Genomic DNA, 19,791 nt, shown 5'->3' with positions numbered 1-19,791 from the left:
GAAGGATCGGAAATATCATCTCAATAGACTTGTTGAAGTTACACCAGAAAATCAAGAAATATACGGTAAATACAATGGCGAGTACAGCAGTCAAAAATAGTACAGATACTAAAACTCTCAAAAAACCGTATCAATTTAGACGTTTTCTTGACTTGCAATGGTCTGATCTAAACTGCGATCTACATATGCACACTACTTGGACAGATGGCAAAGCCAGAGTTTCAGATATCCTACAGTTATCTGTTCAAAAAGGTTTGAGTTATGTAGCTTTTACAGAACATGTTCGCAAAAGTACAAATTGGTTTCCGAAATTTGTACAAGAAGTCAGGTCATATACAGAGACTTATCCTCAACTTCGCCTATTGGTTGGTTGTGAGGCGAAGGCTCTTGATGCCAATGGTGAATTTGATGTCTCAGAAGAAATTCTAGTGGAATGTGATTTGGTATTAGGTAGTGTTCACCGCTTTCCCAATGGGCAGGGAGGGTATATCAATGTGTCTGAGTTGACACCAAAGGAGTTTATTCAAATTGAATTTGAACTAGCTCTTGGCTTACTGAAATTTGCTCCTATAGATGTGTTAGCTCATCCAGGTGGTATGTATTCTAGACTGCATGATGAGTTTCCAGCAGAGTTAATGCGCGAGTTAATGAAGGTTAGCTTGGAGCGAGGAATAGCTATAGAAATCAATACATACTATCTGCGAAATTTACCCAATTTTCTAGAGTTATGCGCAGAAGTTAATCCCTATGTTTCTATTGGTTCAGATGTGCATCGTCTTGAGCAACTTGCCAATTGTCGAGATCAATTACACGAATTAGGAGTAGGAGTCGCAACGCCATGAAAGTCTTAGTAACTGGAGCGGGTGCTTTATTAGGTCAAGGTATTATCAAGTGTCTGAGGATGTCTGATATTCCTTACTATATCATTGCAGTAGATCCCGATCCTCGATCTGTCGGGTTGTATTGGGCAGATCAAGCATATTTAGTTCCCTTTGCGAACAATCCATCTTATCTAGATGCAGTCTGTTACATTCTTGAGCGTGAAAAACCTAATGCTGTTTTGATTGGCACAGATACAGAACTAATGGTATACGCTCAAAACAGGTCAGAACTGGAATCTAGGTATAAAACGCGAATCATTGTTAGTCCACCCAATGTCATCCAAATTGCTGATGATAAATGGTTGACATATAAGTTTCTCTTGGAAAATGGATTTCCTTATCCCAAATCAGTGTTGCCTGATATGATTTGCGATCTGTTACGGGAATGCGATTTTCCGTTAATTGTGAAACCCCGGATCGGCGCTCGCTCTATTGGTGTTCACCTTGTTAAGAATGAGGAAGAATTAAATCAAGCATTGCGCTGTGTGGAAAATCCTATCATTCAAGAATGTGTTGCTACTGCTAATCAGGAGTATACCAGTGGTGTAGTGGTAGACATGGAGGGAGTTGCCAAAGCAGTGGTTACCATGCGGCGTGATTTGCGTGATGGTAATACTTATCGCGCTTATGTCGAACCGAATGCTCCTTTCAATTCTTTACTAGCTAAGATTGCAGAACAACTCGGTGGAGTGGGGCCTTTAAATTTTCAATTCCGAGTTGCTCAAGGAATCCCTAAAATTTTTGAGATCAATGCCCGTTTCTCTGGCACATCTCCTTTGCGTGCTCATGCTGGATTCAACTCGGTGGACTATCTCATTAAACATTATGTTCTAGGTGAACAGATTCCGGTACCGCAACTACGAGCGATCGCTATATTTAAGTATTGGAATGAAATTGTAGTTGAACCAGAGCAACTGGAGCTATTCACGAATAAGTTAAGACTTGTCAATACTGTGGTTGCATAGTATATGTAAGCCTGTCAACACTCTGACAAAATCCATGAACTTGTTAGCTAGCTAGCTGTGTATTTTTAAAGTTGGAATAGGTTTTTTAGCCAAGCATATACCGAATAGAGTGCAAATGAATTCTATCGTTGCCCACTTCATTCGCTAGCGATATTCATATAAGTATTAAGTAGTTGGGCAAAATCAAATTCATATGTGGGGATTCTTAATTAGTAATGGGAAATAGGGTTGGGGAAAACAGTGCGTGTAATTAATTCTGTTTGAGTACTTATCACTGAACAGGATGGAATAAAAGGTAGAAAATTTTATTTCTCACCATGAACAATCAAGTCATTGATATCACCAATTCTTTGTGGTTATAAACTCTGACCACACTTCGGTATGACTTTTAAAATTTGCCTGAGTATGTGTATTTGGAATCGAAAATGGCCAAAGCGATTCCTGTTTATTCATAGACCATATCAGTTGAAATTTATTTTAATTTAAAGAGGACAGAACTCATGAATACTCAGCTCATTAGTATATCTAATCCATTATGGATGGAAATACTACATCAAATTCGTCATGATATTTATCAATTACCAGAGTATATCTCCTTAGAATCTAGCAGAACTCAAAGTATTCCTGAAGCAATTGTCATAACTGATGGTGACAAAATATTTTTTGCTCCTTATTTACTATCTCAATGTGACGATATTACAGATGAAGAATCAATAACAGAAGTTTTTGATATTAAGTCTCCTTATGGTTATCCAGGAATTTTATTGAATGATGCAGCAGCAAACACACCTGGGTTTCCTGATTTAGTGATGAATGAATTTAAGAGTTTACTAAGAGATAGGGGTGTATGTTCAGCGTTTTTTAGATTGCATCCAATTCTTAATGATAACTTTTATAATCTTTTTCTACCTAATACATTTACACTTAATGGCAACACAATTTCTATTGACTTAAGAATATCTGAATCTCAAATTTGGACAAATACCAGAAAAGGGCATAGAAGCACAATTAATAAATGTAAGCGATTAGGAATGGTCGCAAGAATGGTGAGTATTGAAGAATATCTTGATGAATTTACTGTAATTTATCAAGAAACGATGGATCGAGTAGGTGCAGCAGATAGATATTACACCTTTGATTTGGCATATTTTACCGATATGTACAATGCATTGAGAGAAAAACTGCATCTATGTATTGTTGAGTATGAGGGTGAAATTGCTTGTGCAGGTTTATATACAGAAAATTGCGGGATAGTACAAAGTACTTTGGGGGGGACTAAAAATAAGTTTGTTCATTTATCTCCTAGTTCATTAGAAACAGATTTTGCTCGTTACTGGGCTAAAGAACGTGGTAATGAATTTTTACATTTAGGAGGTGGAGTTGGTTGCTCTAAAGATAATGTCTATACGTTCAAAGCTGGTTTTTCTCAACTTGAACATAATTTCTTGACACTACGGTTAATTATTGATGAGGAGAAATATCGTTACTTAGTTGCATTACGAGCAAAACACATGAATATTCAACCTGAAGAATTGATGAAGTCAAACTTTTTCCCTGCGTATCGTTCTCCTAAGTAAAGATTCAGTTGAGGAATTTGATAGTGATTTAAATCTATGGTTTCTACATTATATAGTTCGCAAATTCAAGAAGTCTCCGAAGCATTTTTGGTTCCAATCACGGAAGCAGAATTTGCCAGAGAGTGTCGTGAAGAAGGTTTACGTGTTATCTGTCATCAAGGTCGATATTGGACAGAGACAAAGGTTCCTGGTGTCTATCAACCTATCCATCTGATGTCTCGCCTTAAGCTTGAAGAGGTAACACCTCCAACACCTCTGTGCTGGGCATTTCGTTCAGCATTACACGAGAATGATATTTCATATGCAAATGGATCGATACCAGTTCATTTATTATCAGATCCTGCTAGTTATGATTTGCACTGTTTATCATCGAATCGTAGAAGTCAGATTCGCAGGTGTTATAAACAAGTTAAGATTGTGCAGCTTGTTGGGCCAACTTTGCTGGAAGAACAAGGATATGAAGTTTTGTGCTCATCCTTAGAAAGGACCAATTACTATATCAAACTACCTTCAAAAGAGAGCTATCTCGCTAACATTACGACCTATACAACCGACAAACATCGAATAATGATTGCGGGCTTAATTGATGAAAAATTAGCGGGCTATTGTTATGGGATAGGGATAGATGGAACTGCCTACCTTGAGTATATTCATATGACGACTGAAGCATTAACAACCAATATTAGTAGTGGGTTAACCTTTGAGTTTGTTCGAGCTTGTAGTCGTTCCGGTAAGATTCGGGAACTTGTTCATAGCCCACATATACCTGAAAATCCAGGATTAATTGTCTATAAGGAGGGAATGGGTTTTCCTGTAAGGCACATCCCAGCCAAGGTTGAGATTAATCCGGTCATGGAAACATTCGTGCGTTGGAAATATCCGTACAAATACTATCGTTTTACCGGGCGCTATTAATCTATCTTTTCTTCAACTCAGGCTTATGATCACCAAATCAATACTGCTTTCAACACCTCACATAGGCGATCGCGAACTAGAATTTGTCAAAGAAGCCTTTGAAACAAACTGGATAGCACCAGTAGGGCCACACATAGATGCATTTGAAGAGGAATTTTGTCAACTTACAGGTGCTGGCTATGCTGCGGCATTGGCATCAGGCACAGCAGCTTTGCATTTAGCTCTGCAACTAGTTGGCGTAGAACGTGGGGATGAAGTTTTTTGCTCAACCTTGACTTTTGCTGCTAGTGCCAACCCAATTGTTTATCTCGGAGCAAAACCTGTATTTATTGACAGCGATCGCACTTCTTGGAACATGAATCCCGACTTGTTGTCTGAAGCACTAGACAAGCGCGCCCGGATTGGCAAGTTACCGAAAGCAGTTGTAGTTGTACATTTGTACGGTCAAAGTGCAGATATCGATCCAATCCTCAAAGCCTGCAATCAATATGACATTCCTTTAATTGAAGATGCGGCTGAAGCATTAGGTGCCACCTATAAAGGACGCTCTCCTGGCACTTTTGGACGCATTGGCATTTACTCTTTCAACGGCAATAAAATCATCACTACTTCCGGTGGAGGGATGCTAGTTTCCTCTGACGAGCAGTTAGTGGCAAAAGCCCGTTTTTTAGCAACTCAAGCACGCGATCCGGCTCCCCATTACCAACATTCGGAAGTTGGCTACAACTACCGCCTCAGTAACGTTTCAGCAGGTATTGGACGAGGACAATTGCGTGTTTTGAAACAACGAGTTGCATCTAGACAACGCAACTTTAGCATCTATGCTTCTAGCTTGGGTAATTTACCAGGAATAGAATTTATGCCAGAAGCTGATTATGGATGTGCAACTCGTTGGCTAACTTGCTTGGTGATAGATCCTGATGCTTTTGGTGTAGATAGAGAACAAGTACGACTCGCTCTTTGTGCAGGGCAAATTGAATCTCGTCCTGTTTGGAAGCCTTTGCATCTCCAGCCTGTGTTTGCTGAATGTGAATGCATTGGTGGTGCTGTTGCTGAAGATTTATTTACACACGGTCTTTGCTTACCTTCTGGTTCTAATCTCACAGATGCTGATTTACAGCGAGTCATTGATGGAATCATTGCTGTTCACTATGTTTCTAGGAAAACAGAACCATTATTAATTTTCTAAGTCTTAAAACATCATAATTCAATCCTAATTCGTCTATCGAAAGGAGAAAATTGATTATGGAAGCTCAAGAAAATTCTTTACCATTGGCAAAATATTATCAAATTTTAAAACAGCGTTGGGTGCCTGCTTTAAATATATTTTTACCCACTTTTCTGATTGTTGTAATTGCTTTAGCTGTTTTGAAAAAACCTACTTATTTAGCTGAAGGAAAGCTACGCTTTCAAAGAACAAACTCTATGTCTGTCTTGACAGGAGTAGGAACAGAAATAAGTACCTTAGAATCTGTAGGACGTGATACTCAAACTAATCCTCTCAGAACAGAAGCAGAAGTTATTACTTCTGTTCCAGTGATACAAAAAACAATTAGACAACTTAATTTGCGAGATGACAAAGGAGAAATCTTAAAAATTAAGGATTTTATGGAAAATCTGAGTGTAAAAGAAGTCAGAGGAGCTGATGTTATTCAGATTTCTTATAAGGATATTAATCCAGAATTGGCTGCCAACATTGTCAATAATTTGATGGATAACTATTTAGAGCAAAATGTCTCTTCTCTAAGAGCCGAAGCATCAGCAGCCCGCAAGTTTATTGAAAAACAACTACCAAATGCAGAATTTGTTGTTCGCAATGCCGAAGCAGAATTAGCGAAATTTAAAGAGAAGTACAAAGTAGTTTCTCTAGAAGAAGAAGCAATTAGAGCTGTGGAAGTTATTGCGGAATTACAACAAGAGATTAACACAGTTCAATCTGAATTCGCCAATGCTGAAGCACAATCTCAACAAGTGCGTAAACAATTAGAAATGGACTCTCAGCAGGCATTAGCGACGACTTCCCTGAGTCAAACACCAGGGGTACAAGATGTCCTTAGAGAAATTCAATTGTTAGAGACACAACTCGCAGCTAGGCGCACAGTTTTGCAAGACACCCATCCAATCATTATAGATTTAGAAGAAAAAATACAGTCTTTAAATGGATTAATGCAAAAACGAATTAAACAGGTGGGAGGAGGTGCTCAACCACAACCCAATACAAACTTGCAACTTGGAGAGTTACAACAAGGACTATCGGCAAGACTTGCAGAATTAGAAGCAAACCGCTTGGGTTTAGCAAATCAAGCAAATACTTTATCTAATTTACTAACTTCTTACAAGCAAAGGCTGAACAATTTGCCGAGATTGGAACAAATGCAGCGGCAGTTAGAACGTAAAGTGGAAGCCGCGCAAACTACTTACTCTCTTTTGCTACAAAAATTACAAGAAAGTAGGATTGCTGAAAATCAAAATGTGGGTAATGCCAGCATTATCACCAAAGCTGAAGTTCCGGAAGAACCAACATCTTCTCTCTTAATTTTGTTCTTAGGTGCAGGTGTATTGGCTAGTGTCGCTGCTGTGGCTACTGTGTATATTTTAGAAGCCAGAGATAAATCGATTCGGACTGTTCAACAAGCACAGGAATTGTTTGGATTTACTTTATTGGGGGTGATTCCTTCGTTTAACAAGTCGAAAAAACCTCTTCGCAATAAAAAAGAACCAGAAGTTTACAATCAAAGGCTTGTAGTTCGCAATGCACCTCGATCGCCTATTAGTGAAGCTTTCCGAATGCTGCGGGCCAATCTCAAGTTTATCAGTGCCGATAAAGAGTTAAAAGTTATTGTTGTGACTAGTTCTGTGCCTACAGAAGGTAAGTCAACGGTAGCTGCCAATTTAGCGATCGCAATGGCGCAGATGGAGCGTAAAGTCTTGCTGATAGATGGAGATTTACACCGCCCGGTTCAGCATCACATTTGGGAATTACCAAATCATGAAGGATTGAGCAATGTCATTGTTAAAGAGGCACAGTTGAGAACAACAGTCAAACCCGTGATGGAAAATTTGGATGTTCTTAGTGCGGGTGTGGTACCTCCTTCTCCAGCCTCCCTCCTTGATTCCAAAAAAATGGCTGCATTGATAGAAAATTTCACTAGCAACTATGATTTTGTTATTATTGATGCTCCTTCCTTAACAGTTGCTGCCGATGCTGCTACTTTAGGACATATGGCTGATGGTGTTTTGTTTGTAGCTCGTCCTGGGGTTGTTGATTATGCTAGCGGTTTATTTGCGAAGGAGTTTTTAAACAAATCGGGTCAAAATGTTTTAGGACTAGTAGTAAATGGAGTTCATGCTTACAATGAACCCTACAGTCGCTTATATCTTGCTAATGAATTCTACTCTCAAGCTCAAGATAGCGAGGTTCCTAAAGCAGTAAGAGTTGGCAATCTCAGTCTTTGGTGAGACATAGTTAGTTTATCTTGCCTCAAATTTGATAGTTTTCGTGTCAACAATTCCAAGACTTTTTTTCAAAAAAATGAACTACCATACCACTTTGAAAAAAGCCAAACGGTAAATGGTAGAAGAGATTGCATGAGTGATAAATAATGGCATGTGTTACCCAAGTTCAAATAAATGAGAGTGCAGAGACATTAGAGGTGCTGTTGCGCCAACAGAAAAATCTGCGACTCAAAGAACGCATTCAAGCACTTTACCTGATCAAAACAGAGGGTATGAGTGTGAAGGCAATAGCAAAGATACTCGGCAGAGACAGCTCCACAATCCAAAGGTGGTTGGCAGACTACCAAGAGGGAGGAATCACCTTAGTAATAAAGTCTCAAAACAGTCTATTGAAAGTACAAAAAATACTGAATTGTACAGTCGAAAACTCTGATAAACAAATTAAACAGTCAGAGGGACAAATTCAAAGGTATAACCAATTACAACAATGGTTTGATAGTATTTTTGGAGTGCAAGCGCAAGATGTAACCGTTTACAAATTACAAGCAAAACTGAAAATGATATATCTTCATAACCGCAAACAAAAAAAGCGAAAACTGAAAGGTTTCAAAAAAACTTTTTGTGATCGCGATCGCCTGATTCTTCCAGTTGATAATAACTCATGTAATCAAAACAAGCGGTTACAAAACTCTTTGGACGTTAATTTGATGGAGAGACTTTGGGGATATCTCAAATAGGGAATAGGGAACAGGTATTTTCATGCTTGGTGGTGAACTTGAGCCATCATTTTAAATAAATCAACAAGTTCAATCCTGGAATTGTGCGGGAAAGAGTCCATAAAGCTAGGGTAATGTAAAGTATACCCAAACTCCACTGAAACCAAGCCAGTGTAGTGATGATGCCAGGAAGATGCTGATCTCGCAGGCGAACGTCATTAAATCCGGTTTTGAGTAAGTTGTTAAGGCTAAAGTCATAGTAGTTTAGCCAATTCCAACGACGATTCCACAACAGTGGCAGATAGCGATCGCGAAAAATTTCAAACCTGGGTATGACTGGCAACCGTCCAATTAGCAATCTTAATTGCCGCATACTACCGTCTTCTGTGAAATAGGAAACATCCATTAAGTCATGGTAGCGCCCTTGTTGATATAGTCGGAGCAATAAAACTATTGGTACGGGAACGATAATTGCTGTCACACAACCCAGTGTTAGCCAAGGTTGTTCGGCAGTGCGAAAAATGGCAAAGATACCAAACACTGTTAACAGGCTAAAACTAGTTAGCATTGATATAGTTTCGGAGACTGTAGGTAGAACTGGTACAGGATGTAGGCGACGACAACGATCAACTAGCCAAAATAGGATGCCAAAATAGGCGATCGCAATCAAACCAACACCAAATACCAAGTAAAAATCTGTTCCGTAGCCAGAAAGCAGCAGTAATAAACTCAATGTCAGCCAATGCCAAGCTTGCAACAACCACCTACCAAACGAGAGGGGTTCACTAACAACGATCCGGGAACTTAGTTGCGTGTATGTTTCTAGATCAATATCTGTAAGAGTAAGTAACTCGCTTTGTTTGCGAAACGGTTTTATCACTCGGCGGCGGGCGATCGCTTCTGCTTGAATTGGTGAAAAACCAAGATTAATCAGACGTTTTTTGGAAGCACTATTAATATTTGCACCAACTAAAAGGTAGTTTAACTGTGCCAAGCGCAATCGCTGTTTTGTGTACTCAAGTTGATTAGCATCAGCAATTTGCTGTAACTGGCGAAAATTTTGTCCTAAATTCCGCAAGACATTTTGATTGCCTTGTAAAGATGATACTACTAGCTTTTCACCTATTTGACCGGGATTGCCTAATATTTTGGCTTGATTGGAATTAAAAGCGATCCCAGAGACATTTAAAAAAGCCTCTTGAGCAAACTCAGCATCGCTAAAATCTGCTTGATTGAGAATGCTAGCACCCCGCAGATTTACAGATTGATTAAACTGGGCTTCTCGGAAAGTTACAGCTTGCTCAAAAGCAGCTTCTGTTAAAAATAAGAACTGATTAAAATTAGCTTTGGTAAACTGAGCCGAATTGATAAAACGCACACCAGAAAAATCTGCATTTCCTTGCCACTGGGCGCGATTAAACTTTGCTAACTGTTTAAAATTTGCTTGATTAAAATTGGCAGTATCTGCAAAGATGCTGTTTTGAAAATAAACATTTTCCTGAAACTGGCTTTGTTTAAAATTACTTTTATCAAAAAATATACTACTCTGCCACTGACTCTCACGTCTAAAATTCGCATTTGCAAAGCTCACTGCACGACTAAATCGGGTTTCTGTCCAATTAGCCTCTTGGTTAAAAATAGTACCTGTTGCATTTACGGGTTGTAGAAAAAATGTATTGGCAAACTGCACTACCCCGGTAAAATGCGTTTGTTCTAACACTACAGAACCACGGAAAACACTGATTTCGCTAGACGCAGCTGGAGGAGTTGCCAAAAGCGATCGGCAATCTTTAGAGGTGGGAAACGCCAAGGTAAATGACTGCAAGCAAACCACACGCAGACGTTCTAGTTGTTCTTGTTCTGCTGTGGTAAAAATGGGTGCGATCGCCTGGGCATAAAGCGGAGTTCTTAAACCCAAATCGCTACCAATAAAATCTCCTTGAATTAAAGAAAAACTCAAGTCTAAACCTAATGGCTTAGAACCAGTCTTTTGTAGTTCTTTACGCAGCGTTTGGTAAAAAACATCACGGAAGGCACTATTTTCAGAACGTAAATCTATCACCATCTGTCGCAAATCCACAGTCAAATTGCCTTCGCGGATTGTGGGTGCGCGCAATCGTTCTTGCAATACTTCTAAAGTTAAGGGCGTGCGTTCTGGTTGTGGAGGTACGCCCCAAGCAGGTAGGGGAAGAAAGATAAGAGAAAGGGCAACGCAGAGGAAGACAAAGGAAAGCGCACCAGGTAGCAAAGCCAAAACTCTGCGTAACTTTGCGTTTAACCTCTGCGTGCCTTTGCGTTTGAAAAAAAATCTATTCAATCACTCCTCACCGATCAGCAAAACAATTTTACCCGTCATTGATCCACTTTCAAGTAATTTGTGAGCTTTGGCTACCTCTTCCAACGGTAACCTATGGCTAACTTGAATTTTTAACTTGCCTGCATCAATATATTTCGCACACTCTGCTAAAATCTCAGCTTGATGCTGCTGCGCTTCCACCATTTCTTGCAACATCGGTGTCAGCATTAATTCCAAGCCAATGCGGAGATTGCGTAATCTGGCAGCTTTCCAAACTGTATTGGCGTCTGGTTCTAAAATTGTCACAATATCGCCATACACGCGCACTGCTAGGAAGGTTTTGTGAAAGGTTTCTCCGCCAACAGTATCAAAAGCTAAATCTACACCTTCACCATCACTCCAATTTAAAGCAGCTTGGACAAAATCTGTTTGTTTGTACAAAATCGGATAGTCAGCACCGAGTTGTTTGACAAAATTTGCTTTGTCTTGAGAACTCACTGTGGTGCAGACATGAGCACCCTTAAGTTTAGCAAGTTGAATTGCTACATGACCGACACCACCAGCACCAGCATGAATTAAGACTCGCTCGCCTGGTTCAAGTCTTCCCCGTTCGTATAAAGCTTCCCAGGCAGTAATTAATACTAGAGGTGCTGCCGCTGCTTCTGCAAAAGATATAGATGCAGGTTTGCGGGCAACAAATCGCTCATCAATGGTGGTAAATTCAGCATAGTTACCTTGGTGTGCGCCCAAGCCGCCATTACAAAAATATACTTCATCACCGACGCGAAACTTTTGCACGCCAGCACCTACTGCCTCAACTATACCCGCACCGTCACATCCTAAAATTGTAGGCAGGCGATCGGGGTAGAAAGTACCGCGTTTGCGAAGTTTTGTATCAATGGGATTAACGCCTGCTGCTTTTAAACGTACCAAAAGTTCAGTTTCGCCAACAGGCACACCGGGATTTGTCACTTCCTGTACTTGCAGAACTTCAGGATTTCCCGCTGCTGTCATTAACACTGCTTTCATGACTTGTTCCTCTGCGTGCTTGCATTTGTCAATTTACCGCAAAGGGCAGAGAGCGATCGCTTTTTTGAATTTGAATCGCAAAGATACGAAAGATGATCCAACTATAGTAAATGTACACTTAATTGTATGGCAAAGTACTTAACTATTACAGAAGCTAGGCAACATCTGCTAAATTTGCCGGTTGAGTTAAAGAATGAGCCAGTAATCATTACCAAGCATGGTAAACCGGTGATGGCAGCACTGAGCTTTGAGCAATATGAATCTCTATTGGAAACTTTGTCTGTACTTGGCGATCGCTCCTTTGCCGAGACTTTACAGCAAAGCATAGCTCAGGCGGAACGTGGAGAAACTATCAGTTGGAAGGAAGCAAAAGCTAAACTTGGACTTCGATCAACCTCAACCCAGTAGCGTAGAATATGCAATTGAGCTAATATCGTTAGCTTTGGAGATGCTAGCTGGTATCAAAGATTGGCGGCAACAGCAAGCTTTAAGCGATCAAATAGACAAGCTCAAGACAGAACCAGAAAAACAGGGAAAACTTTTAGTTGATAAGCTTAAGGACTATCGCAGTGTCAGGGCTGTAAGCCAACGTTGCAGAATCATTTATAAAGTAGAGCTTGAGAAGGTAGTAGTTTTAGTAGTCGGCGTGGGGCTGGGGAAAGAGGGTGATAAAAGTGATATTTACTCACTTATGCAGAAATTATTGGAAGAATAACCCTTTATTCTCGTTTTTCTAGTTACCAGGTTGAACCTGGTAACGAAGGTTTCGAGGCTCTGCCTCCAGGTTGTTGGGACTAGTGCAAGATGCGAAATATCTATCATGCTTTATCAAATGTTCTTGCCTTTTTTACATACATAATAAAAATTAATTTTGTGTTTTTAAATTTTGTTAGTTCATCTTTAATTATGGGAACGATAACACTAGTAGGTTCCAGTATTTAATTTAAAAAAATTCAAACAATAAATGTTTTCAATTAATGAGTCTATAGACTATGCATTTTTACTACTAATACATATGGCTTGTGCAGATCGGCAGATTCATTCTAAAGAGTTGAAGTATCTGCACAAAATAGAGCAGCAAAAAGGAGTAGAACAAAATACTAAGGAAGAAAAGGAAAAAATACTATCTCAAGATGAACATCTTATTCCTGTAGATGTTGTAGCTCAAAAGGTTCTGTCGGAGCAGCGTAATTGGTCAATGGGGCAAATTCTGGTGATGGCCCATATTGACGGCTTTATTGGAAATAGAAGAGGCTGTAAAAGCAGCAGTTGAGTCACTTCAAAATGAGATTAAGGAGGTACTGGAAAGTGATTTAGCTAAAGCTTTTGTAGCGCGTTTGGAAATGAAAGAGAAAGTTTCTGCTGAAAATGTTGATTCTGAGGAAGATTCTACAAATACCGAGTCTTGGGAATATTATACCCGAAATATTTACTCTGGAATAGATTTAGAGCGTTTAAGGCAACAAATTAATAGTTTCAAAACATTAGGTGAGCAATTAAGTCAATTTTGGGTGAAATACGCCGTGAATCCTAATGCAAATCAAGCTCAAGGTGCTTTTCTCCGTGCTGGAAATGTAGCAGGTGGCAAACTCCACCAAAATATTTATGATCTTGGAAAATTATTAGGATTTAAATTTAAGCCTTATGGTGCTGTTAATATTGCCAAAGGTATTGGTAATGTAGCCAAATGTCTAGGGCCAATTGTGGCAGTAGCAGCACTTGTAGGAGATAATTATGCAGACGAGCAAGAAAAAAAGCAAGACAAAGAAATTGCTGATGCTAAACGTGAAATTACCAGCAATTTTATCGCGATAGCAAAAGACCTAGAAAGTCAAATAGAAGCACAACTACAGGAAGTTGAAGCACAGATTTATGGAGAAACTGAAAAGAGAATTGTAGAGGAGCGTCAAAAAGAAGAAGATGCGATCGCCTCGTCAAATCAATGGTTAGGAGAATTTGCAGCACTCCGTAAAGAATTTGAGGGAATTCTCAGCGACATAAATGGACGTTTCTGAAAATAATCAATAAAACTCTGTGACTGTCTATAGAGTATGTTTGCAGTACAGGAAAATTAATTGGCACAACGAAACTTTTGAGAGATATTATCTGTCTGATTCCCCAAAATCTCCGAAATTTCCCCTATGTCTGAACCAGCCCAAGGTATTCCCGGAATCCCTGATCTTACGCATCCTACTGAACTCCTTCAATTTGGAACTCATACACTTAAAGCTTCGCTGTTATTAGTATTTTTAGTTATCGCTTTGGGGGTGGCGATCGCTCTTATCAACTTTTCTCTGCGTCGCAATCAACCAGAAGAAGCGATTTTCATAGACGAATGGGCAATTCGTTATTCCCAAATACTACGAGGATTACAGCATTTATTTCTGTTATTAGTTTTGCTAGTAGCTGGATTTTTTCTTTGTTCGACTTTAAGTAATCGATATCATCACTGGGAACAAGCGAAGGTAGCGCAGGTAGCAGAAAGTGTCGCTGGTGACAGGCTAGAACAAGTTGCGCCGCAAGTACGCTATGTAGTCAAAGTACCATACACCTACACAACTCAAGTTAATAACAAGCTAGTCAAGGTAAATGAGACGCGAGAAGAAAACCGCTACTTAACGCTGGCTGGTTCGCAAATTCAGGTAAAAATCGATCAAACTCCAGATGTTCAAAATCGCCGCGCCGTATATCGCGTAGATTATGCTGCTGACTATAAAGTAGTTAATCAGCTTCGAGATATTAATAGTTTTTTCTTGGAAGCACCACCACCCAACGGTTACTCACTGCTGGCTGGCTATAAAGTTGAGCAGTCTGGTACAAGGTTGCAACAAATTAATCCAGGTGACTACGGCTTTCCCTTCCGCTTGCAACCAGGCGAAGAAACGAACTTTCGACTCACTTATCAAGCTCAAGGGGGATCGCGTTGGGTATATAGTGCTGAAGGGCAGCTGCTCAAAAACTTTCGTCTAGTGGCAACAGCTAACTTTTCAGGAGCAGATTTTGCCAGTGGCATTGTACCAAATGAAATTTCAGGCGAGGGACAAAGCACCAGATTTACTTGGACATTTGATGATAATGTTGCAGTTAAAAATCCTTTTGGCATATTTACAAATACTAACCCCATCCGTCACACAGGTATTCTTCCCCGGCTATTACTATTAGTACCAGCGTTATTTCTTTGGTGGATGTTGTTATTGTACTTGTCACTACCGATGAGTTTGAAAAATATAGCTGTTGCTGGTGGCATATTCTTTGCTTGTTTGCTGGCTTTTACTTATATGAGCCGCGTCATGAATCCCCAGTTAGCTTGGACTTTGATCTCACTCATCTTGCTAATATTGACTTGGGGTTTAGGATCAACCCGTCGTGCTTCCCTCGCAGCTGTTATTTGTACTATTGCTGGAGCAGTGCTGCCTGTATTTGGACTATTAGTACCCTATAGTGGGCTTACACTGAGTTTAGCAGGATTACTTTCAGCTATTTGGCTAGCAGTTCGTCACTGGTATGGTTGGCATCGGCTACAGCCACAAGATAGGTAATTGCATCTATAAATTGGATGAATAAAACTAAAGCTGATGCAGTTATATGGCGATCGCACGTTAATAACTGCACTATTTCACCTTTGCTTGCTAAAACTAGTGCAGTCGCACTAATCTGCCATCATGCATTTCATTAATACTGGACAAGCTCATAGTTATTTCAATAATATCTTGATCAAGTGGATAAATTAACACTTTGCACCTAATCGTGAATTTCCTTCAAGAAACCAGATTAGTGCATGAGTCTCGATGATATACTTCTTATCAATTCTGCAACTATCCATTAGCAGTTAATGTCTTAAACCGCTCATCTTTGAGAATTTTTTCAAAATCAGAGTCGGTTTTTACCATCTCTAAGCATTCAGGATTAAGGTTAATAGCTTCTTGCAAATTCTTAAGCGTTAAGTCTACATTTTCTTGCAAAGCATAGCAACAAGCTTTATTGTAATGAGCGCCAAAGGAATCAGGAGAAAGCTCTATAGCTTTGTTGAAGCTGACAAGTGCCTCCTCATATTGCCCTAAGAAGTACAGTGCATTGCCTCTGTTATTCCAAGCTTGCTCATGATCGGGCTTGATTGCCAAGACTTTGTTATATGACATGACTGCTTGTTGATAACGCCCCAAGAAATACAAGGCATTACCACGGTTGTACCAGCCTTGCTCATCTAAGTCGAGCTTAATTTCTAAAACTTTATCGTAGGATGTAACTGCTTCCTCGTAGGAACCTAAAAAATACAGAGCATTACCACGGCAGTACCAGGCTTGTTCTAAATTAGGCTTGCTGGAGAGTGCTTTGTCACAGGAGGCGATTGCTTCTTTGTAAAATCCCAAGCAAAACAGTGCATTGCCCCGATTATTCCAAGCTTGCTCATCGTCGGGCTTGATAATTAATGCTTTATCGTAGGAGGCAACTGCTTCCTCATAGCGTCCCAAAAAATATAACGCATTACCCCGATTATAGTAGGCTTGATCATAATCGGGCTTGATTAAGAGTGCTTGATTGCAACAAGCAACTGCTTCTTCGTAACGCCCTAAGTCTACTAATGCAACACTCCGGCTATACCAGACTTGGTAATCTTCAGGCTTGATCCCTAAGACTTTGTGATAGGAGATAGCTGCTTCGTCGTAGCGCCCTAAGAAGTACATTGCATTGCCTCGGTTGTTCCAAGCTCGATCCAAGTCGGGCTGGATGGAAAGTGTTTTTTCATAGGAAGCGATCGCCTGCTCATAATCCTTCAATTCCTCGAAGGCTACACCGCGGCTGTACCAAGCTTGATAAAATTCAGGTTTGATTAAGAGTGCTCTGTCGTAGGAGGCAACTGCTTCCTCGCAACGCTCTAAATTCCTGAGTGCTAAACCCCGCCCGTACCAAGTTTGATACAATTCAGGTTTAAGTGAGAGTGCTTTGTCGTAGGAGGCAACTGCTTCCTCATAACGTCCTAAAAAGTACAGTGCATTCCCTCGATTATGCCAAGCTTGGTAATCATTCGGCTTGATTGCCAAAACTTTATCGCAACAGGCAAATGCTTCTTCGTAGTACCCCAAATTATGCAAAGCTACACCCGCGTAAAACCAAAGATCAGAGATTTCGGGGATGAAGGCAATCAGCTTGTTGAAGCAGATCAAGGCTTCTTTGGGATAATTTAAAATTAACAGACGCCAACCAAAATTGAAGAGCGAACTCAACATTTTTTGGGGATATTTATCTGTCAGTTGCCAAAGTAACCGAGATAACGAACGTATGTATGCCTTTGCTTCTACCTTGGTACCTTTGGCTTCAATTTGTCCTTGGCGGGGGCTAAGGATGTGTTGAGTTTCAATCAGATAATTGAGAGCCTGATGAATTTGTCGGCGCTGCCATGACTGCTGCAAGAAGTTTCCCCGCACCATCAATATAGAAGTTCGTTCTACAATGCATCGCTCTAGTGAAATATCAAATTGACGTAATAAGTCTATGGCGTCGTAAATATATCGGCTAGCGGGGTATGTTTTGACTGCATCTGTATAGCGCTTTTCCCAGATACCTTGACAAGATTCAATGTAATGATCAGAAGTTAGAGGTAAGCCCTGATTTCTGAATAGACGCAGATTCTCGACTACATTTGTGAAAGTACCGTCATTTTTCTGGGCGATCGCCAAATAATCTTCTTCCTTAACTTTGATCTGAGCTTGAGGAGCAGTATCACTCAACAACTGAACAATTGCTGCATTTTCCGGTTCTGGTAATTTATAAACTTCAAACCGTTGCCACCACTGCTCTACAAATTGATCCCACTTGCCTAACTCACTTGGAATTTCGGATTCTTTCTCATTGTCGGCAGTGGCAATCACTCGGATATTGGCTTGCCCGCAGAACTGTTCGTAAACCTCCAAAACTCGTGATAGTCGTTCCTGTATTGGCACGATCCCAGGAGCTAACTTAAATTCTTCTGCTTGAGTTTGGCTATCCATTCTTTGATCGAGATTATCGACAAAAAACAGCAACTTGCGATTAGCCCCTATTTTTTCCAGATGTTCTTGGGTTGGCTCATCTATCCATCTGGCTGACGTGAGCCATAAAACCGTCCAACCTTCTCGATTGTAAAGCTGGGCTAGTTCAGCTGCTTCTCGTGTTTTTCCTAATCCTGTTCGCCCGACAATCAAAAGCCAGCGAAATTCTTCTAATTTCTTTTCTAATTCTCGCCGAATATTGCGATCAGCTAGTCGCATTTGGTAAGGGATGCGAAAATCTGCGACGGGATCGTTGTAGTCTGTATTAAAAATTACAGATAAAACATTTCCATTTGGTTTAACGACCTCAAAGGGAAAATTAGAAGGAGGAGTTTGTCTAATCCGCCTCTGTTGCATGTATCACCACACAAGTCTGACTACGGCAGTAATTTAAGGTATAAGTAAGAAAAAGAGAATATTAACTAATCTCTCATAGATTTGATTCAATTCTCAATCAGCTACCCGATGGCTTGAAGATTTAAGCCAAACAAAGTTCAATTGAGTTTTACATTCTTTTTTAACTTTTGAGGAGTTACTAGAATAGTATCCCACAATTAAAAGCACAAAGAGTTAACGTTATGTAAATCTAGCTGCTTTTCAAATGTCCCTTGCTTTGTGCTTGAGTCTTGGGGGAAGTCAAAAGGCTTTTTTAGTTGTTTGTTGTAAACTTTTCGGGAGCGATCGCTGCTCGTCTGCAACTACAGCTAGATAGGTGCGTTCATTATGCGAATTGCTCCCGAACACAAAAGGAATTATTCAACGATCGCTTTGATTGCCCTATTTTTAAGTTTATCTTCTTAACAACTAAGCGCCCTCATGTCATCTACTGACACTTGGTCAACTCACTAGAGGATCACTAAAGGGGTTTTGTCGGAGATTTTAGCCCGATTAACTCAATTATATAGGATAGGCTGATTGCATTTTTACAAAAGTTTGTCATCCGTCAAACCAACGATATATTTTTGAAGCTTTTGCTCCTTAAACGTTAGTACTACGTTGAAACTAAGGATGTGGGAATTTTTTTTTTAAGTTTAAATGTTAAATATTGGCAAAAGATGGTTGAAAAACCATAAGACTCGCTATTTATTGAGGTAATATCCTTTGAGGAGTGAACGTGAATACTATTGTTTTTCATAAAACAGCTTTTGGTGTGCTGAGTTTAGCCGCAGTGGCAGTTTTAGGTGGTGGAATGCCTGCGGTTGCTGAGAATCTAGATACCATTAGCACTCAGCAGTTAACCCAAATTTCCAAAACTGAAGAACAGGCAAACACTCAAGCGGTATCCAATTCTGCACACGAAACCGTCAGTTCCATAGTCATACCTACTCCTGGCACTGTGGAAACTTCATCGGCTGCCCTTGCTCCCCAGACTTCAGAATCAACTTCCCAAACAGCTGCTCCCAATGTGGCTCAAGCAGATATTGGTATAGGTACAACAACTCGCGGAGGTTCTAGCTATATTGGCGTAGCAGCAAATATTGGTTTGAGTGGTGGTGATTCAGCTTTAGGCGATGGTAATTTTATGATTATCAGTAAAATTGGATTTACCAGAGCCTTTTCTGTACGACCATCAGCAGTACTTGGAGACGATACAGTCTTCTTAATACCTGTCAGCTATGACTTTTCTTTTCAGCAGCTAGGAGATCCACTGAGTGAAGCATTACCAATTGCTCCCTACGTTGGTGCTGGCGCTGCAATTAAAACTGGCGGTGACTCTCAAGTTTCTCTACTTTTATCTGGTGGTGTAGATGTACCACTCAATTCCCAATTTACGGCAAATGCCGCTGTAAACGCCGCATTTTTTGATGAAACTGATATCGGTCTATCGATAGGCGTTGGTTATAATTTCGGAGGCTTTGGCATTTAATAGGGACTAGGAGAGAACACCGGGACAAGGAGACAAGGGGACAAGGAGAATGTAAATAAA

Annotated in this window: 17 protein-coding genes; 14 read left to right on the top strand and 3 right to left on the bottom strand. The window is 40.1% G+C overall.

All coding sequences use genetic code 11. From position 1 onward, the window contains the following. Positions 1-74 precede the first annotated feature (74 nt). The 7 genes from U2718_RS09695 (at position 75) to U2718_RS09665 (ending at position 8,531) form a co-directional block, all read left to right on the top strand. Positions 75-842, top strand: coding sequence for a PHP domain-containing protein (locus tag U2718_RS09695; RefSeq protein WP_341994050.1), 768 nt, complete (start codon positions 75-77; stop codon positions 840-842). Continuing rightward, positions 839-1,846: an ATP-grasp domain-containing protein gene (locus tag U2718_RS09690; protein WP_341994051.1), complete on the top strand. Its 1,008-nt coding sequence runs from the start codon at positions 839-841 to the stop codon at positions 1,844-1,846. The genes U2718_RS09695 and U2718_RS09690 overlap by 4 nt, the downstream gene beginning before the upstream one ends. 500 nt (positions 1,847-2,346) lie before the next feature. After that, positions 2,347-3,423 (top strand): peptidoglycan bridge formation glycyltransferase FemA/FemB family protein, encoded by a 1,077-nt coding sequence (locus U2718_RS09685; protein ID WP_341994052.1) that lies wholly within the window; start codon positions 2,347-2,349, stop codon positions 3,421-3,423. Between the two features lie 36 nt (positions 3,424-3,459). Continuing rightward, positions 3,460-4,338, top strand: coding sequence for a hypothetical protein (locus U2718_RS09680; protein ID WP_341994053.1), 879 nt, complete (start codon positions 3,460-3,462; stop codon positions 4,336-4,338). Positions 4,339-4,366: 28 nt separating this feature from the next. Further along, entirely contained in the window at positions 4,367-5,527 is a 1,161-nt protein-coding gene (locus U2718_RS09675; protein ID WP_341994085.1) for an aminotransferase class I/II-fold pyridoxal phosphate-dependent enzyme, read from the top strand. Positions 5,528-5,583: 56 nt separating this feature from the next. Beyond that, positions 5,584-7,797 carry a polysaccharide biosynthesis tyrosine autokinase gene (locus U2718_RS09670; protein WP_341994054.1) on the top strand — a complete coding sequence of 738 codons (2,214 nt, stop codon included), beginning with the start codon at positions 5,584-5,586 and terminating at the stop codon, positions 7,795-7,797. Between the two features lie 143 nt (positions 7,798-7,940). Continuing rightward, positions 7,941-8,531: a helix-turn-helix domain-containing protein gene (locus U2718_RS09665; RefSeq protein ID WP_341994055.1), complete on the top strand. Its 591-nt coding sequence runs from the start codon at positions 7,941-7,943 to the stop codon at positions 8,529-8,531. Positions 8,532-8,577: 46 nt separating this feature from the next. On the opposite strand, the gene U2718_RS09660 is transcribed toward U2718_RS09665, so the two are convergent. Together U2718_RS09660 and U2718_RS09655 are read right to left on the bottom strand one after the other, a co-directional pair. Then, positions 8,578-10,758, bottom strand: coding sequence for a pentapeptide repeat-containing protein (locus tag U2718_RS09660; protein WP_411813256.1), 2,181 nt, complete (start codon positions 10,756-10,758; stop codon positions 8,578-8,580). Between the two features lie 69 nt (positions 10,759-10,827). Beyond that, positions 10,828-11,835 (bottom strand): zinc-dependent alcohol dehydrogenase family protein, encoded by a 1,008-nt coding sequence (locus U2718_RS09655; RefSeq protein ID WP_341994057.1) that lies wholly within the window; start codon positions 11,833-11,835, stop codon positions 10,828-10,830. Positions 11,836-11,961: 126 nt separating this feature from the next. Here U2718_RS09655 and U2718_RS09650 point away from each other — a divergent pair, with 126 nt between their 5' ends. From U2718_RS09650 to U2718_RS09630, 5 genes are all read left to right on the top strand, one after another. Then, positions 11,962-12,243, top strand: coding sequence for a type II toxin-antitoxin system Phd/YefM family antitoxin (locus U2718_RS09650; protein WP_341994058.1), 282 nt, complete (start codon positions 11,962-11,964; stop codon positions 12,241-12,243). Next, positions 12,215-12,550, top strand: coding sequence for a type II toxin-antitoxin system RelE/ParE family toxin (locus U2718_RS09645; RefSeq protein ID WP_341994059.1), 336 nt, complete (start codon positions 12,215-12,217; stop codon positions 12,548-12,550). Before U2718_RS09650 ends, U2718_RS09645 begins: the two co-directional genes overlap by 29 nt. Positions 12,551-12,850: 300 nt before the next feature. Then, the gene (locus U2718_RS09640) at positions 12,851-13,108 is read left to right on the top strand and encodes a hypothetical protein (protein ID WP_341994060.1); all 258 of its coding nucleotides are present in this window, start codon (positions 12,851-12,853) and stop codon (positions 13,106-13,108) included. Further along, a complete protein-coding gene (locus tag U2718_RS09635; protein WP_341994061.1) occupies positions 13,062-13,850 on the top strand; it encodes a LeoA/HP0731 family dynamin-like GTPase in 789 nt (262 codons plus the stop codon). The genes U2718_RS09640 and U2718_RS09635 overlap by 47 nt, the downstream gene beginning before the upstream one ends. 126 nt (positions 13,851-13,976) lie before the next feature. Continuing rightward, positions 13,977-15,374, top strand: a complete 1,398-nt coding sequence (locus U2718_RS09630; RefSeq protein WP_341994062.1) for a hypothetical protein — start codon at positions 13,977-13,979, stop codon at positions 15,372-15,374. Positions 15,375-15,650: 276 nt separating this feature from the next. On the opposite strand, the gene U2718_RS09625 is transcribed toward U2718_RS09630, so the two are convergent. Then, the gene (locus tag U2718_RS09625; protein ID WP_341994063.1) at positions 15,651-18,221 is read right to left on the bottom strand and encodes a tetratricopeptide repeat protein; all 2,571 of its coding nucleotides are present in this window, start codon (positions 18,219-18,221) and stop codon (positions 15,651-15,653) included. Between the two features lie 296 nt (positions 18,222-18,517). Between U2718_RS09625 and U2718_RS09620 the strand changes: the two genes are divergently transcribed. After that, positions 18,518-18,694 (top strand): hypothetical protein, encoded by a 177-nt coding sequence (locus tag U2718_RS09620; RefSeq protein WP_341994064.1) that lies wholly within the window; start codon positions 18,518-18,520, stop codon positions 18,692-18,694. A 284-nt stretch (positions 18,695-18,978) separates the two neighbouring features. Then, positions 18,979-19,731, top strand: a complete 753-nt coding sequence (locus tag U2718_RS09615; RefSeq protein ID WP_341994065.1) for a hypothetical protein — start codon at positions 18,979-18,981, stop codon at positions 19,729-19,731. Positions 19,732-19,791 lie beyond the last annotated feature (60 nt).

The organism is Chlorogloeopsis sp. ULAP02, assembly GCF_038404745.2.
Taxonomy (GTDB): domain Bacteria; phylum Cyanobacteriota; class Cyanobacteriia; order Cyanobacteriales; family Nostocaceae; genus Chlorogloeopsis.
The sequence above is the reverse complement of the archived record's forward strand: the minus strand, read 5'-3'. Positions and strand labels throughout refer to the sequence as shown.

Coding starts and splice junctions, on each gene's coding strand:
- U2718_RS09670 (WP_341994054.1), top strand. CDS start 5,584: ATGGAAGCTCAAGAAAATTCTTTACCATTGGCAAAATATTATCAAATT.
- U2718_RS09665 (WP_341994055.1), top strand. CDS start 7,941: ATGGCATGTGTTACCCAAGTTCAAATAAATGAGAGTGCAGAGACATTA.
- U2718_RS09640 (WP_341994060.1), top strand. CDS start 12,851: ATGGCTTGTGCAGATCGGCAGATTCATTCTAAAGAGTTGAAGTATCTG.
- U2718_RS09690 (WP_341994051.1), top strand. CDS start 839: ATGAAAGTCTTAGTAACTGGAGCGGGTGCTTTATTAGGTCAAGGTATT.
- U2718_RS09630 (WP_341994062.1), top strand. CDS start 13,977: ATGTCTGAACCAGCCCAAGGTATTCCCGGAATCCCTGATCTTACGCAT.
- U2718_RS09685 (WP_341994052.1), top strand. CDS start 2,347: ATGAATACTCAGCTCATTAGTATATCTAATCCATTATGGATGGAAATA.
- U2718_RS09695 (WP_341994050.1), top strand. CDS start 75: ATGGCGAGTACAGCAGTCAAAAATAGTACAGATACTAAAACTCTCAAA.
- U2718_RS09680 (WP_341994053.1), top strand. CDS start 3,460: ATGGTTTCTACATTATATAGTTCGCAAATTCAAGAAGTCTCCGAAGCA.
- U2718_RS09650 (WP_341994058.1), top strand. CDS start 11,962: ATGGCAAAGTACTTAACTATTACAGAAGCTAGGCAACATCTGCTAAAT.
- U2718_RS09625 (WP_341994063.1), bottom strand. CDS start 18,221: ATGCAACAGAGGCGGATTAGACAAACTCCTCCTTCTAATTTTCCCTTT.
- U2718_RS09655 (WP_341994057.1), bottom strand. CDS start 11,835: ATGAAAGCAGTGTTAATGACAGCAGCGGGAAATCCTGAAGTTCTGCAA.